Below are 13874 nucleotides of genomic sequence, written 5' to 3'. Positions count from 1 at the left end.
GGCGGCTGGACCTGGTCCGGCGGCTTCGGGCAGGCCGCCCAGAACCCGGCCGCCTTCGCCCAGTCCTGCTACGACCTGGTCGAGGACCCGCGCTGGGCGGACGTCTTCGACGGGATCGACATCGACTGGGAGTACCCGAACGCCTGCGGCCTGTCCTGTGACACCAGTGGCGCCGCCGCCTTCAAGAACCTGATGTCGGCCCTGCGCGCCAAGTTCGGCTCCGCCAACCTGGTCACCGCCGCCATCTCCGCCGACGGCTCCAACGGCGGCAAGCTCGACCTCGCGGACTACGCGGGCGCGGCCCCGTACGTCGACTTCTACAACGTGATGACGTACGACTTCTTCGGCGCCTGGGACGCCAAGGGCCCCACCGCCCCGCACTCCCCGCTGACCTCCTACACCGGCATCCCGATCGCCGGCTTCAACTCCGAGGCCGCCATCACCAAGCTCAAGGGCAAGGGCATCCCCGGCTCCAAGCTCAACCTCGGCATCGGCTTCTACGGCCGCGGCTGGACCGGCGTCACCCAGGACGCCCCCGGCGGCACCGCCACCGGACCCGCCCCGGGCACGTACGAGCAGGGCATCGAGGACTACAAGGTCCTCAAGACCAGCTGCCCCACCACCGGCACCGTCGCCGGCACCGCCTACGCCAGGTGCGGAAGCAACTGGTGGAGCTACGACACCCCCGCCACCATCGCCGGGAAGATGACCTGGCTGAAGAACCAGGGGCTCAAGGGAGCCTTCTTCTGGGAGTTCAGCGGCGACACCACCAACGGCGAGCTCGCGAACGCCATCCACACCGGCCTGCAGTAGGCGCACACGACGAAGCCGGGGAGACGGGTCCGCCCCCGTCTCCCCGGCTTCCTCCACGGCTGTGGAACGTCAGGCGACGTTCACCCTCTGCCCCGGAGGCGCCGCCTCCAGCCAGGCCAGGAATCCCGTCAGCGCGTCCTCGCTCATCGCCAGCTCCAGGCGCGTCCCCTGGTGGGAACAGCCGAGCACGACGGAGTCGGACAGCAGGGCCAGCTCCTCCTCGCCCTCAGGAGCGCGCCGTGCGAGCACCTCGATGGAGGAACGCTCCAGCAGCCGGCGCGGCCGCGGCGAATAGCTGAACACGCGGAACCACTCGATGCGGTCACCGCTGTAGCGGGCGACCCCGTAGACCCACCCCTTGCCGGAGACGTCGGGCTCCTCGGCCACGCCCCAGCGCAGGCTGCAGTCGAAGGTCCCGCCGGAGCGCTGGATCAGTCTGCGGCGCAGCCCGAACACGAACAGCCCGATCACCACCAGGGCTACGACCAGGCCGCTCACAAGCAGAGCGAGGAGCATCTTCACCGACCTCCTCGCTCATCGAAAACCGCACAAACAAAAAGTACGTACATCGCCTCAGCCGCGACCCGCTCCGGAAAATTCCGGAACGGACCGCGGCTGAGGTTTCAAGCTCTTCGGTACGGGGCTCAGTGCCCCGCGACCGCACGCAGCCGGACATCGGCGCGACGTTCGGCGGCCGCGTCAGCGTCCGCCTTCGCGCGCTCCAGTGCCCGCTCCGCCCGCTGGACGTCGATCTCGTCCGCGAGCTCGGCGATCTCGGCCAGCAGGGACAGCTTGTTGTCCGCGAACGAGATGAAACCGCCGTGCACCGCGGCGACGACCGTGCCGCCATCGCTGGTACGGATGGTCACCGGGCCCGATTCCAGCACACCGAGAAGCGGCTGGTGACCGGGCATGACGCCGATGTCGCCGGACGTGGTGCGGGCGACGACCAGGGTGGCCTCGCCGGACCAGACATTGCGGTCCGCCGCGACCATCTCGACGTGCAGCTCAGCAGCCAAGGTGGCTCCTCGGGTCACCACCCGGCGGGTCCGCCGGGTGTTGGGTCAAATTCTAATGGGCGTGGAGAGAGGGGCGGGACGCACCCGCCCCTCTCCTGCGGAGCGTCAGGAGACGCCCAGCTCCTTGGCGTTGGCCTTCAGGTCCTCGATGCCACCGCACATGAAGAACGCCTGCTCGGGGAAGTGGTCGTACTCACCGTCGCAGATCGCGTTGAACGCGGCGATCGACTCGTCGAGCGGAACGTCCGAACCGTCCACGCCGGTGAACTGCTTGGCGACGTGGGTGTTCTGCGACAGGAAGCGCTCGACGCGACGGGCACGGTGGACAACGAGCTTGTCCTCCTCGCCCAGCTCGTCGATACCGAGGATCGCGATGATGTCCTGGAGGTCCTTGTACTTCTGCAGGATCCCCTTGACGCGCATGGCCGCGTTGTAGTGGTCCGCCGCGATGTAGCGGGGGTCCAGGATGCGGGACGTGGAGTCCAGCGGGTCCACGGCCGGGTAGATGCCCTTCTCGGAGATCGGACGGGAGAGAACCGTCGTCGCGTCGAGGTGGGCGAAGGTGGTCGCCGGCGCCGGGTCGGTGAGGTCGTCGGCGGGGACGTAGATCGCCTGCATGGAGGTGATCGAGTGACCACGGGTCGAGGTGATGCGCTCCTGGAGGAGACCCATCTCGTCGGCCAGGTTCGGCTGGTAACCCACCGCGGAGGGCATACGGCCGAGCAGGGTCGACACCTCGGAACCGGCCTGGGTGTACCGGAAGATGTTGTCGATGAAGAAGAGGACGTCCTGCTTCTGCACATCGCGGAAGTACTCCGCCATGGTCAGACCGGCCAGGGCGACGCGCAGACGGGTGCCCGGGGGCTCGTCCATCTGGCCGAAGACCAGCGCGGTCTTGTCCAGAACGCCGGAGTCCGACATCTCCTCGATGAGGTCGTTGCCCTCACGGGTGCGCTCACCGACACCCGCGAACACCGACACACCGTCGTGGTTGTTGGCGACGCGGTAGATCATTTCCTGGATCAGAACGGTCTTGCCGACACCGGCACCACCGAACAGACCGATCTTTCCACCCTTGACGTACGGGGTGAGGAGGTCGATGACCTTGACGCCGGTCTCGAACATCTCGGTCTTCGACTCGAGCTCGTCGAAGTTCGGGGCCTTGCGGTGGATCGCCCAGCGCTCGGTGACCTCGGAGTTGGCCTCCGGGTAGTTGAGCACCTCGCCCAGGGTGTTGAACACCTTGCCCTTGGTGAAGTCACCGACGGGGACGGTGATGCCCGAGCCCGTGTCGGTCACCGGGGCCTGGCGGACCAGACCGTCGGTGGGCTGCATCGAGATGGTGCGGACCAGGCCGTCACCGAGGTGCTGCGCGACCTCGAGGGTCAGCGTCTTGAGCGCGCCCTCCTCGGCCGGGTCGGCGACCTGGACGGTCAGCGCGTTGTAGATGTCGGGCATCGCGTCGACGGGGAACTCCACGTCGACGACCGGGCCGATGACCCGGGCGATGCGGCCCGTGGCAGCGGCCGTCTCAACAGAGGTCGTCATTACTTGTCACTCCCCGCGGTCGCGTCGGCCATGGCGCTCGCGCCACCGACGATCTCGCTGATTTCCTGGGTGATTTCGGCCTGGCGGGCCGCGTTGGCAAGCCGGGAGAGGCTCTTGATGAGCTCACCGGCGTTGTCGGTCGCCGACTTCATCGCGCGGCGGCGGGCGGCGTGCTCGGAAGCGGCCGACTGCAGCAGTGCGTTGTAGATGCGGCTCTCGACGTAGCGCGGCAGAAGGGCGTCGAGGACGTCCTCCGCCGACGGCTCGAACTCGAACAGCGGAAGGATCTCGCCCTTCGCACCGTCCTCCTCCTGAGCCTGGTCGAGGCTGAGCGGCAGCATCCGGCCGTCGACGGCGTTCTGCGTCATCATCGACACGAATTCCGTGAAGACGATGTGCAGCTCGTCGACGCCACCATCGGCCGTCTCCGTCTGGATGGCCTCGATCAGCGGCGCCGCGACGCGCTTGGCGTCGGCGTAGGCCGGGCTGTCGGTGAAGCCGGTCCACGAGTCCGTGACCTTGCGCTCACGGAAGCCGTAGTAGGCGACACCCTTGCGGCCGACGATGTAGCTGTCGACCTCCTTGCCCTCAGCGCGCAGCCGCTCGGTGAGCCGGTCGGCCTGCTTGATGGCGTTCGAGGAGTAGCCGCCGGCCAGACCGCGGTCGCTCGTGATGAGCAGGACCGCGGCGCGGGTCGGCGCCTCGACCTCGGTGGTCAGGGCGTGCTTGGTGTTCGAACCGGTCGCCACCGCGGTCACCGCGCGGGTGAGCTCGGTCGCGTACGGCATCGAGGCCGCCACCTTGCGCTGCGCCTTGACGATGCGCGAGGCGGCGATCATCTCCATCGCCTTGGTGATCTTCTTGGTCGCCGTGATGGCACGGATGCGACGCTTATAGACCCGGAGCTGCGCTCCCATGAGTCAGGTCCCTTCCGTCGTCACTTGGAGACGTTGACGGCCGGGACGTCCTCGCCCAGGAGCTTGCCGTCCGAGGTCTCGAACTGCCGCTTGAAGGCGGCGATGGCGTCGGCGATCGAGCCCAGCGTGTCGTCGGACATCTTGCCGCCGTCCGCGATGGAGGTGAGGAGGTCCTTGCGCTCGCGGCGCAGGTACTCCAGCAGCTCCGACTCGAAGCGACGGATGTCGGCGACCGGGACGTCGTCCATCTTGCCGGTGGTGCCGGCCCAGACGGAGACGACCTGCTCCTCGACGGGCATCGGCTGGTACTGGCCCTGCTTCAGCAGCTCGACCATGCGCTTGCCGCGCTCCAGCGAGGCCTTCGACGCGGCGTCCAGGTCGGAACCGAAGGCGGCGAACGCCTCCAGCTCGCGGTACTGGGCCAGGTCGACACGGAGGCGGCCGGAGACCTGCTTCATCGCCTTGTGCTGGGCGGAGCCACCGACGCGGGAGACCGAGATACCGACGTTCAGGGCCGGACGCTGGCCGGCGTTGAACAGGTCGGACTCCAGGAAGCACTGGCCGTCGGTGATGGAGATGACGTTGGTCGGGATGAACGCCGAGACGTCGTTGGCCTTGGTCTCGACGATCGGCAGACCGGTCATCGAGCCGGCACCCATGTCGTCGGAGAGCTTGGCGCAGCGCTCGAGCAGACGGGAGTGCAGGTAGAAGACGTCACCCGGGTAGGCCTCACGGCCCGGCGGGCGGCGCAGCAGCAGCGACACGGCGCGGTAGGCGTCGGCCTGCTTCGACAGGTCGTCGAAGATGATCAGGACGTGCTTGCCGGCGTACATCCAGTGCTGGCCGATGGCGGAACCGGTGTACGGCGCCAGGTACTTGAAGCCGGCCGGGTCGGACGCCGGGGCGGCGACGATCGTCGTGTACTCGAGCGCGCCGGCCTCTTCCAGGGCGCCGCGCACGGACGCGATGGTCGAGCCCTTCTGGCCGATGGCGACGTAGATGCAGCGGACCTGCTTGTTCACGTCGCCCGAGCGCCAGTTGTCGCGCTGGTTGATGATCGTGTCGACGGCCAGGGCGGTCTTGCCGGTCTGGCGGTCACCGATGATCAGCTGACGCTGGCCACGGCCGATCGGCACCATCGCGTCGACGGCCTTGTAGCCGGTCTGCATGGGCTCGTGCACCGACTTACGGACCATGACGCCCGGGGCCTGCAGCTCGAGGGCGCGGCGGCCCTCGGTCGCGATCTCGCCGAGGCCGTCGATCGGGTTGCCGAGCGGGTCGACAACGCGGCCGAGGTAGCCCTCGCCGACACCTACGGAGAGAACCTCACCGGTGCGCTGCACCGGCTGGCCCTCCTCGATACCGCTGAACTCGCCGAGGACGATCGCACCGATCTCGCGCTCCTCGAGGTTGAGGGCGAGACCGAGGGTGCCGTCCTCGAACTTCAGCAGCTCGTTCGCCATGGCGGAGGGCAGGCCCTCCACCTTCGCGATGCCGTCGCCGGCAACGCTGACCGTTCCGACCTCCTCGCGCGAGGCCGCGTCCGGCTGGTACGACTGGACAAAGGTCTCCAGTGCGTCCCGGATCTCCTCCGGCCGGATCGTGAGCTCCGCCATCTGGGTTCCCTGCTCTCCTTGTTGGGCCTGAAGCTTCTTAGGGGTCTGGGGGCGACCCCCAGGAATCTTCTGCAAGTTCTGCACGGCCCAACCGGGCCGCTAGGAATGCTTTGTATCTGTGTGGTGGCGGCTGGTCAGCCGGCCATGCGGCGCGACGCCTCGGCGAGGCGGTCCGCGATGGTGCCGTCGATGACCTCGTCGCCGACCCGCACCGAGATCCCGCCGAGGACCGCGGGGTCCACGTCGAGGTTCAGGTGCATCTGGCGGCCGTACAGCTTGGCCAGCACCGCGCCGAGACGCTGCTTCTGCACGTCGCTGAGCGGAACCGCGCTGGTCACGGTGGCGACCATGCGGTCACGGCGCGCAGCGGCGAGCGTCGAGAGGGACTCGAGTCCCCCCTCAAGGCTACGTCCACGCGGGTGCGTGACGAGACGGACGACCAGGCGCTCGGTGACGGCGTTCACCTTGCCGCCGAGCAGGCTGCGCAGCAGCTCGCTCTTGGCGGAGGCGGTGGCGGCGCGGTCGGTCAGCGCGGCACGCAGCCCGGTGTTCGAGGCGACGATCCGGCCGAACCGGAACAGCTCGTCCTCGACGTTGTCGAGCGCGTCGCCCTGCTGGGCGGCGGTGAGGTCGGCGGTGGCCGCCAGCTCCTCCAGCGCGTCCACCAGGTCGCGGGACTGCGACCAGCGGGACCGGGCCATGCCGGACACCAGGTCGAGGGTCTCCCCGCCCACCTGGCCGGACAGCAGCCGGCCGACCAGCTCGGCCTTGGCCTCGCCGGACTGCGCCGGGTCCGTGATGACCCGACGCAGCGAGACCTCACGGTCGAGCAGCGCGGTGACGGCTGCCAGCTCACCGGCGAGCTTCGCCGCGTCGACGGACGTGTTGTCCGTCAGCGCGTCGAGACGCTCGCGCGCGGAGGCCAGCGCCTCGCGGCTCGCTCCGTTCATCGGGCCGCCTCGGCCTTCTCCTCGAGCTCGCTGAGGAAGCGGTCGATGGTGCGGCTCTGCCGGGCGACGTCCTCGAGGGACTCGCCGACGAGCTTGCCGGCCAGGTCGGTGGCGAGCTTGCCCACGTCCTGACGCAGCGCCTGAGAGGCGGCCTTGCGGTCAGCGGCGATCTGGGCGTGACCGGCAGCGATGATCTCCTCACGCTGCCGCTGGCCCTCTGCGCGCAGTTCTTCCTTGAGCGCAGTGCCCTGCTCCAGCGCTTCCTGGCGCAGGCGCGCGGCCTCGTGCCGGGCCTCGGCGAGCTGGGCCTTGTACTGCTCCAGCACGCTCTGGGCCTCGGTCTGAGCGGCCTCAGCCTTCTCGATACCGCCCTCGATGGCCTCGCGACGCTCGTCCAGAACCTTGTTGATGTTCGGGAGGAGCTTCTTCGCGAGGAAACCGAAGACGATGACGAAGGCGATCAGACCGATGACGGCGATCAGACCGATGACGAGCTCGGGGATCGGCGGGACGAGCGGGTTTTCCGTCTCGGCCGCGAGAACCAGGAGGTTCACATCAGTGCCTTTCGTCTAATCGGACTAGTGGTCGGCTCGTCTTAGTAGACGAACGGCATGACCAGACCGATGAGGGCGAGCGCCTCACAGAAGGCGAAGCCGAGGATCTGGTTGGCGCGGATCAGACCGGCAGCCTCGGGCTGGCGGGCGAGGGCCTGCGTACCGTTACCGAAGATGATGCCGACGCCGACGCCCGGGCCGATGGCCGCGAGGCCGTAACCGATGGAGCTGAGGGAACCGGTGACGCAGCAAGGATCTGGGACATGCCAGTTCTTCCTTCTCTTTCACGGACCGGTGGGGGTTGGCCACCGGACGACAGGGGGGATGGGGGTGGGCGGTCTGGCTCAGTGGTGCTCGGCGAGCGCGCCCTGGATGAAGCTGCAGGCCAGGAGGACGAAGACGTACGCCTGGACAGCCTGGATGAAGAGCTCGAAGGCGGTCATCACGATGACCATGATGAACGACACGCCCGCGTAGGCGATGCCGATCCCGTGCAGCAGGTACCAGCTGGCGATGGTGAACAGCAGCAGCAGGGTGTGACCGGCGAACATGTTCGCGAACAGTCGGACCGCGTGGGTGAACGGACGCACCAGGACGTTCGAGAAGAACTCGATGACCATGACCAGCGGGAGCACCGGGCCGAGCGACTTGTCGTAGCCGGTCAGGTTCTTCAGGCCGCCGACGAAGCCGTGACGCTTGAACGTCACCGACATCCAGATGAAGTAGACGATCAGCGCGAGGACCGCGGGGTACGCGATGATCGAGGTCACCGGGAACTGCGCGACCGGGACGATCGACCAGACGTTCAGGATCCAGACGAAGAAGAACAGCGAGACCATGAAGGGGACGTACTTCTCGCCCTCCTTCTTGCCGAGCGTCTCGTAGACGATGCCGCGGCGCACGAAGTCGTAGCCGGCCTCACCGACCATCTGCAGCTTGTTCGGGACGACCCTGGCCCGGCCGAAGGCGGCCCAGAAGAAAGCCACGATGATGACGGAGCCCAGGAGGGCCAGCAGCATCGGCTTGTTGAAGTAGGCACTCGTGATGCCGGCTTCGCCCCACAGCGGCTCGAAGAGGAACGAGTGCAGGCCCGGGCCGGGGAAGCCACATCCGGAGAAGATGTGACAGTCGGTCTCGAAGGCGAGGACCTGCGTCGGGTCAGCACTCACCGCGGGCTCCTTCAGCGTGGCGCATAGGTACGGCAACCTCATCGTGTCGGCGCGGCGCACGGCCGCGGTTCGGCACTGGACTGGTGTAACGGGTGTGGGGGCGGCAGTCAGGCATCGAGCCTCGCGATGGAACAGGCGTCAGCTCAGATGCCCGCGCCCGCAGTGCCGCAGTTTGAACCGGACGATAGCAGCATCTCGAACGCACACTTATCCCGGCCCTACCCCTCACGACTTCGACCCCGGATTTTCGGGCTTTTCACCCTTGACCGAGTCCGGCTCGACGTAAAGGATCTTGGCTTTCATGTGGGCACGCGTCTGCGCGCCGATCCACACGAGGGTGGTGGCGACGAGCGTGATCGCGAACGCCCGGGGGTGGAACAGCGTCGTGTTCTTGAACACGGCGAGAAAGACGAAGAGCAGCAGGATCTGGGCCGCGTAGAGCATGAGGCCCATCGCCTGGAACAGGTGCGGCAAGGTTTTCGCCGTGCGCTGCAGGACCAGGAATCCGAGGCCCATGAACAGGATCACGACCACGGTCGCGACGAGCGCTCCGACCGCACCCTTGCCACCGACGACCAGACCGCTGATCACGGCGGCGATGGCGCCGGCGGCAGCGGTGGGTACGGCGGTTTGCAGGAGGGATCGGACGTCGTTAGACCGCATGGCGGTTTGCTCCGCGTGGTGGTGGGGGCACGGACTCGTACGGGGACTCGTACGGGGACGAGCGTAAGCCCGGTCCGAGTGATCGCCTCGGGCCAATGGACCGTCGCACTACGGTCCTTCGGCTCTGTCGCCGGGTTTAGTGAACGGTATCACAAACTATTTGATGAGAGCTTTACCTGTGCGGTGTGCTGACTGTCACACATGAGGGCTAATCCGCCCGTGTGTGCAAGACAGGGCTACGGCTTGTCTGGTAATGGGCGTTCATGTCGGACATGCTCCGGGCGCGTCAGCGCGCCGAACCCGCCTTACGCCGGTCGGGGAAGCGCGAACGGGGGCCTACCGCTGTCGCGCCGTTGACGCCGGAGACGCCCGCCGCGATCGGCCGCGCCGCCTCGGCCGCGGCCTCCGCGGCCCGCCGGGCGTGCCGGTAGCGCGGCGGGACCAGACCCTCGGCCCAGCGCGGGGCCCTCGGGGTGAACCGCGGCAGGAGGAGCAGGACCAGGCCCAGGGCACTCAGTGCGGCGATGGCGAGAACGATCCACATCGAGGCGGAGTTCACCGAATAGGCCACCGTCCCGAAGGCGATCAGCCCCGACCAGAAGTACATGATGAGTACAGCCCGGCTGTGCGAATGCCCGAGTTCCAGAAGCCGGTGGTGCAGGTGCCCGCGGTCCGCGGCGAAGGGCGACTGCCCCTTCCAGGTGCGCCGCACGATGGCCAGGACGAGGTCCGCCATCGGGATCGCGATGATGGTCAGCGGCAGCAGCAGCGGGATGAAGACGGGCAGCATCGCGTGCGTCGCGTTGCGCTCACCGCCCACGAAGAGGGCCATCGTGTCCGGGTCCACCTGCCCGGTGATCGAGATGGCGGAGGCGGCCAGCACCAGGCCGATCAGCATCGAGCCGGAGTCGCCCATGAAGATCCGCGCGGGGTGCATGTTGTGCGGCAGGAAGCCCAGGCACATGCCCATCAGGATGGCGGCGAAGAGGGTCGCGGGGGCGGCCGCCTCGATGCCGTAGCCGAACCAGATCCGGTAGGCGTAGAGGAAGAACGCGCAGGTGGCGATGCAGACCATGCCGGCCGCCAGGCCGTCGAGGCCGTCCACGAAGTTCACCGCGTTGATGGTGATCACCACCAGGGCCACGGTGAGCAGGGTCCCCTGCCACTGGGTCAGCGCGACGGTGCCGATGCCCGGGACCGGGATCCACAGGATGGTGAGGCCCTGGATGACCATCACACCGGCGGCGATCATCTGGGCGCCGAGCTTGATGAGGGCGTCGAGTTCGAACTTGTCGTCGAGGACGCCGACCAGCCAGATCAGCGCGGCGCCCGAGAGCAGCGCCCGCGGCTCGTTGGAACGTTCGAAGACCCCATTGAGGCTCTGCAGGTGGTCGGCGATCAGCAGGCCCGCGCACAGGCCGCCGAACATCGCGATCCCGCCCAGCCGGGGGGTGGGCTCGCGGTGGACGTCGCGGGCGCGGATCTCCGGCATCGCGCCCGCCGCGATCGCGAACTTGCGGACGGGCCCGGTCAGCAGGTAGGTCACCGCGACCGTGACGCAAAGCGTCAGCAGATATTCACGCACTGGCTGCCCCAGATGTATCGCCGGCCATCTCAGCCCCACACATTAGCCGCGATGTACACGGGGACGAGGACGCGCGGAGTCCTCGTTCCGGTTGCGCTAAGGGACACTCGTCCCGGTTACGCCCCGTAAGGAGGAAATCGTCCGGTCAGCTCGGCGACCGCGGCACGCGTACCGGCCGCGTCCGCGCCGCCCAGCGCGCCGGCGAACAGCTCCGCGATCAGGGCCATCTCCGGCTCCCCCATCCCCTGCGTGGTCACCGCCGCGGTGCCCAGGCGGATCCCGCGCTGGTCCCCGTACGGCAGGGCGCAGGTGTCGAGGACGATCCCGGCGGCGGCCAGCCGCCCGCGCGCGGCCGGTCCGTCGACGCCGAGCGGGGCGGGGTCGGCGGTGATCAGGTGGGTGTCGGTGCCGCCCGTGGTCACGGCCAGCCCGTGCGCGCGCAGGGCGGCGGCGAGGGCCCGGGCGTTGGCGACGACCTTGTGGGCGTACCGGGTGAAGGCCGGCCCGGCCGCCTCCCCGAAGGCCACCGCCTTGGCGGCGATGGTGTGCATCTGTGCGCCGCCCTGGGTGAAGGGGAACACCGCCCGGTCGACGCGCTCGGCGAACTCGGCCCCGCACAGCACCATCCCGCCGCGCGGGCCGCGCAGCACCTTGTGGGTGGTCGCGCAGATCACGTCCGCGTAGGGCACGGGGCTCGGCGCGGCCCCGCCCGCGACCAGCCCGATGGGATGGGCGGCGTCGGCGATCAGATAGGCCCCGACCTCGTCGGCGATCTCCCGGAAGGCGGAGTACTCCAGGTGCCGGGGGTAGGAGATGGACCCGCACACGATGGCCTTGGGCCGGTGCGCCCGGGCCAGCTGCTGCACCTGCTCGTAGTCGACGAGGCCCGACTCGGCGTCGACCCCGTACCCCACGAACTCGAACCACCGGCCCGAGAAGTTGGCCGGCGAACCGTGCGTGAGGTGCCCGCCGTACGCGAGACCCATCGCCAGGACGGTGTCCCCGGGCCGCAGCAGCGCCGCGTAGGCGGCGAGCACGGCCGAGGAGCCCGAGTGGGGCTGCACGTTGGCGTGCTCGACCCCGAACAGCGCGGTGGCCCGCTCCTGCGCCACCCGCTCGGCCAGGTCGGCGTACTCGCAGCCGCCGTGGTGGCGGGCGCCGGGGTAGCCCTCGGCGTACTTGTTGGCGAGCGGGGACCCCAGCGCGGCGAGCACGGCGGGGGAGGTGAAGTTCTCGGCTGCGCTCAGCTGGAGGGTGGTGGCCTGCCGCTGCCGCTCCCCGTCGAGGATGTCGGCCATTTGCGGGTCCTGCGCCCGCAGCACGTCCGTGGCCCGCTCAGTGGTGACGCTCATGGCGCGACTCCCGCGCAGTGGGGGTACCGGTACCAGCCACTGTAGGCCGGACCCCGCCTTCACGCCCGTGCGCGCCGGCCCCGGCGTCGCCGCCGCGACGGGCGGCGGCCCCCGGGAAGGAGGGGTCAGTGCGGGGGCGTGACGCCCGTCAGGGCCGTGACGACCGGGTCCAGCGCCTCGTTGATCTCGTCGCCGATCGAGCGGAAGAAGGTGATCGGCGCCCCGTACGGGTCGTACACCTCGTCCGCGTCGGCGGAAGGGGCCAGCAGCCAGCCCCGCAGGGCCGCGGCGGCCCGCACCAGCGCCCGGGCCCGCTCGGCCATGCCGTCGTCCAGCGGCGGCAGGGTCGCCGGGTCTATGGCGCGCACCAGCCGGGTGAACTCCTTCAGCGTGAAGGTCCGCAGTCCGGCCGAGTGCCCCATGGAGATGACCTGCGCCCGGTGGTCACGGGTGGCGGTCAGCACCAGGTCGGCCCGTATGACGTGCTCGTCGAGCAGCTCCCGCCCGGTGAACCCCGTCGCGTCCGCTCCGAAGTCCGCGAGCACGGCCGCCGCGTTGGCCTCCATCGGCGCGCCCTCGTGGCCCCAGGTGCCCGCGCTCTCCACGATCAGGTCGCCCGAGGGCAGCCCCAGCGCACCCAGCCGGTGCGCGAGCGCGTGCCGCGTCAGCCGCTCGGTGATCGGCGAGCGGCACACGTTCCCGGTGCTGACGTGGAGTATGCGGAAGGTGTCTCCCTTGGCTATGCCACGCCCCTGAGGGCTCACGGAGCCACCTCGAGGTCGGGTACGACCTCCCGCAGCTGCTCCGCGGTCAGCGCGCCCTCGCGCAGCAGCACGGGAACCTTCCCGGTGACGTCGACGATCGACGAGGGCAGGGTGCTGGGGGTCGGCCCGCCGTCCAGGTAGACGGAGACGGAATCGCCCAGCATGGCGCGGGCCGCGTCGCAGTCCTCCGGCGCGGGGTGCCCTGACAGGTTCGCCGAGGAGACGGCCATCGGGCCGACGTCGGTCAGCAGCTCGATGGCGACGGGGTGCAGGGGCATGCGCACGGCGACGGTGCCGCGGGTCTCCCCCAGGTCCCAGGCCAGCGACGGCTGGTGCTTGGCGACGAGCGTGAGCCCGCCCGGCCAGAAGGCGTCGACGAGCTCCCAGGCCTGCTCGGAGAAGTCCGTGACGAGACCGTGGAGGGTGTTCGGGGAGCCGATGAGCACCGGGGTGGGCATGTTGCGGCCGCGGCCCTTGGCGGCGAGCAGGTCGCCGACGGCCTCGGCGCTGAAGGCGTCCGCGCCGATCCCGTACAGGGTGTCGGTGGGCAGCACGACGAGCTCGCCGCGGCGCACTGCGGAGGCCGCTTCGCGCAGGCCCGTCTTGCGGTCCGTCGCGTCGTTGCAGTCGTATCGCCGGGCCATCAGCGGATCTCCTCGTGCAGCGGGGTGGTGTCGTGGGCGGTCGGGGTCGCGGGCATCACGGCATGGCCTTGCGGGCGGTCGCGAAGCGCGGACGGTTGTTCAGGTCGGGGTGGTCGGCGGCGTCGGCCCAGCCCCGCTCGTCGGCGAAGATCCACGGCACCTGGCCGCCCTGGGTGTCGGCGTGCTCGATCACGACGATGCCGCCGGGCCGCAGCAGGCGGTGGGCGGTGCGCTCGATCCCGCGGATGGTGTCGAGGCCGTACTCGCCGGAGAACAGCGC

15 protein-coding genes and 1 pseudogene are annotated in these 13874 nt (G+C 69.3%); 1 reads left to right on the top strand and 15 read right to left on the bottom strand.

Translation table 11 applies throughout. The features are described 5' to 3' along the window. On the top strand, nucleotides 1-813 hold an 813-nt coding region (locus VR44_RS19865), incomplete at its 5' end, for a glycoside hydrolase family 18 protein (protein ID WP_045948892.1). A gap of 69 nt (nucleotides 814-882) precedes the next feature. Here VR44_RS19865 and VR44_RS19860 read toward each other — a convergent pair. From VR44_RS19860 to VR44_RS19795, 15 genes and pseudogenes are all read right to left on the bottom strand, one after another. Continuing rightward, entirely contained in the window at nucleotides 883-1329 is a 447-nt protein-coding gene (locus tag VR44_RS19860; protein WP_211275098.1) for a DUF2550 domain-containing protein, read from the bottom strand. Nucleotides 1330-1457: 128 nt separating this feature from the next. Then, nucleotides 1458-1832 (bottom strand): F0F1 ATP synthase subunit epsilon, encoded by a 375-nt coding sequence (locus VR44_RS19855; RefSeq protein ID WP_045948891.1) that lies wholly within the window; start codon nucleotides 1830-1832, stop codon nucleotides 1458-1460. Nucleotides 1833-1937: 105 nt separating this feature from the next. Further along, the gene (gene atpD, locus VR44_RS19850; protein WP_045948890.1) at nucleotides 1938-3380 is read right to left on the bottom strand and encodes a F0F1 ATP synthase subunit beta; all 1443 of its coding nucleotides are present in this window, start codon (nucleotides 3378-3380) and stop codon (nucleotides 1938-1940) included. Next, complete coding sequence (locus VR44_RS19845; RefSeq protein ID WP_045948889.1) at nucleotides 3380-4297, bottom strand: F0F1 ATP synthase subunit gamma; 918 nt, start codon at nucleotides 4295-4297, stop codon at nucleotides 3380-3382. The genes atpD and VR44_RS19845 overlap by 1 nt, the downstream gene beginning before the upstream one ends. A gap of 20 nt (nucleotides 4298-4317) precedes the next feature. Continuing rightward, nucleotides 4318-5913 (bottom strand): F0F1 ATP synthase subunit alpha, encoded by a 1596-nt coding sequence (gene atpA, locus VR44_RS19840; protein ID WP_045948888.1) that lies wholly within the window; start codon nucleotides 5911-5913, stop codon nucleotides 4318-4320. A 134-nt stretch (nucleotides 5914-6047) separates the two neighbouring features. Beyond that, nucleotides 6048-6863: a F0F1 ATP synthase subunit delta gene (locus VR44_RS19835; protein ID WP_045948887.1), complete on the bottom strand. Its 816-nt coding sequence runs from the start codon at nucleotides 6861-6863 to the stop codon at nucleotides 6048-6050. Beyond that, nucleotides 6860-7417, bottom strand: a complete 558-nt coding sequence (locus VR44_RS19830; protein WP_045948886.1) for a F0F1 ATP synthase subunit B — start codon at nucleotides 7415-7417, stop codon at nucleotides 6860-6862. The genes VR44_RS19835 and VR44_RS19830 overlap by 4 nt, the downstream gene beginning before the upstream one ends. A gap of 41 nt (nucleotides 7418-7458) precedes the next feature. Beyond that, complete coding sequence (gene atpE / locus VR44_RS42760; RefSeq protein WP_094191766.1) at nucleotides 7459-7641, bottom strand: ATP synthase F0 subunit C; 183 nt, start codon at nucleotides 7639-7641, stop codon at nucleotides 7459-7461. A gap of 120 nt (nucleotides 7642-7761) precedes the next feature. Further along, complete coding sequence (gene atpB / locus VR44_RS19825; protein ID WP_045948885.1) at nucleotides 7762-8586, bottom strand: F0F1 ATP synthase subunit A; 825 nt, start codon at nucleotides 8584-8586, stop codon at nucleotides 7762-7764. Between the two features lie 225 nt (nucleotides 8587-8811). Beyond that, complete coding sequence (locus VR44_RS19820; protein ID WP_045948884.1) at nucleotides 8812-9249, bottom strand: Cg1360 family ATP-synthase-associated protein; 438 nt, start codon at nucleotides 9247-9249, stop codon at nucleotides 8812-8814. A gap of 286 nt (nucleotides 9250-9535) precedes the next feature. Further along, nucleotides 9536-10846, bottom strand: coding sequence for an MraY family glycosyltransferase (locus VR44_RS19815; protein WP_211275099.1), 1311 nt, complete (start codon nucleotides 10844-10846; stop codon nucleotides 9536-9538). A 104-nt stretch (nucleotides 10847-10950) separates the two neighbouring features. Then, nucleotides 10951-12186 (bottom strand): serine hydroxymethyltransferase, encoded by a 1236-nt coding sequence (locus tag VR44_RS19810; RefSeq protein ID WP_045948882.1) that lies wholly within the window; start codon nucleotides 12184-12186, stop codon nucleotides 10951-10953. Between the two features lie 125 nt (nucleotides 12187-12311). Continuing rightward, a complete protein-coding gene (locus tag VR44_RS19805) occupies nucleotides 12312-12950 on the bottom strand; it encodes an arsenate reductase/protein-tyrosine-phosphatase family protein (RefSeq protein WP_045948881.1) in 639 nt (212 codons plus the stop codon). Then, nucleotides 12947-13594: an L-threonylcarbamoyladenylate synthase gene (locus tag VR44_RS19800; RefSeq protein ID WP_045948880.1), complete on the bottom strand. Its 648-nt coding sequence runs from the start codon at nucleotides 13592-13594 to the stop codon at nucleotides 12947-12949. The genes VR44_RS19805 and VR44_RS19800 overlap by 4 nt, the downstream gene beginning before the upstream one ends. 55 nt (nucleotides 13595-13649) lie before the next feature. Beyond that, nucleotides 13650-13874: pseudogene (locus VR44_RS19795) on the bottom strand (peptide chain release factor N(5)-glutamine methyltransferase); the annotation flags it as partial.

It is taken from the genome of Streptomyces katrae (genome assembly GCF_000966975.1).
In the GTDB taxonomy this organism is placed as follows: Bacteria; Actinomycetota; Actinomycetes; order Streptomycetales; family Streptomycetaceae; genus Streptomyces; species Streptomyces katrae.
The sequence above is the reverse complement of the archived record's forward strand: the minus strand, read 5'-3'. Positions and strand labels throughout refer to the sequence as shown.